General features: G+C 40.3%; 2 protein-coding genes. One reads left to right on the forward strand and one right to left on the reverse strand.

Annotation, left to right across the window (positions count from 1 at the left end):
• The coding region (locus A1QO_RS20495) for a hypothetical protein (RefSeq protein WP_038131917.1) at positions 1–187 on the forward strand (187 nt) is incomplete at its 5' end.
• Positions 188–443: 256 nt separating this feature from the next.
• Here the strand turns inward: A1QO_RS20495 and A1QO_RS01245 are convergent.
• A partial coding sequence (locus A1QO_RS01245; protein ID WP_241790376.1) for a hypothetical protein occupies positions 444–1,299 on the reverse strand: 856 nt, incomplete at its 5' end.

The raw sequence follows: 1,299 nt of genomic DNA on the forward strand, positions 1-1,299 counted from the left end.
TACAACGCACATGGTGAGAGCCACAAAACCGCCTGAATTTCAAAGCACGACAAACTTGAAGTGGCTGATTACAGAACTACATAGCCAAAAAATCACAGCGAGTCTTAACGCCGCATTAAGTGGTGAACAACGCGACCACCCAACCTTAAACCTTGCCACATTTAGCACTGAAGCTGACCTAGGCTGAAATTGCCAAGCGTTGAGAATCCGTCTTAAATGCTTTGTTAGCAACCAAATACGCAATGCCTAAATGAACATACATGCTGCCATAAATAGAATGCGAGCAACTTGATACAAACGAAACAATGACTGATTACTGATGCTAAAACTAAATGATATCCTAATGTTCATGCTGTTAATCCTGTTATGAAAGTTACAACAGGATAACTGCTACTACCAACTACCATACATGACACTAAAATCCCAAAAAGAGAAGAATAGTGTCAGGGTGCCATCCTAATTACTTGTCTCTCAGTTAAATTTGGAATGTCAAAAACCGTAGCAGTAGTAATCGTAACGATGTCACGTAAAGGCTGCCCCGTTTGTTCTCTAAGCTCCTGAGTCAGCTTCCTAACAAAATAACTACGTTTAGCATTTGGATGCTTTGGTTTATCCAGCTTCACAGATGTTGATGACTTGGCACCAGCTATGCCTATATCATCGTCTGATTCCATTTCAGCTATATCGGCTAGAGCTTCACTTAGCAATTTAGGTAAGAGATCAGGCCATGATGCGTAAGACGGATTAGTTTTCTTATGTTGTTCTGGGTCTGTTTCCGGGTCTAGTATTTTTAAAGAGTGCTCCATGATGCTACCCATCATGTGCTTCTGTCTCTTTTTTAAGTATTGTTCCTGATATATACGGTCGTAAGAGCTATGCTGAACTAGTTGCTTTAATTTTAGCGCCGTTTCTCTAACGTCAGCTAACCAATTAGAGTATTCCTTAGGAGTGAGATTATAAGGTTTGATATCCAAGAATAATAAAGAGCACTGCACCATTGAACAAAACAGAGTAGGTTTGATGTTGTACTTCGGTAACCGCTCCCACACACTTTTCATGTCTTCATAAGTTAGTAGACGTTCTATTACGTCCGCATCATCAGTTTCTGGCTCAAGCATAGGAAACTTACGATACCAATATTCTATTTCGCTGGCTTTTTCTTCCCACTCCGATATGACTGATTGCGGTGCCCATTTGGGGAAGTTGGGTCTTTTCATACTAAAATTTGACATACTTTCTCTATGATTTTCGCCAAGACTATGATTGATTGCTAACGCTCTGCTAAGCGGCAAATAAACA

The organism is Vibrio genomosp. F10 str. ZF-129 (assembly GCF_000287055.2).
Taxonomy (GTDB): Bacteria; Pseudomonadota; Gammaproteobacteria; order Enterobacterales; family Vibrionaceae; genus Vibrio.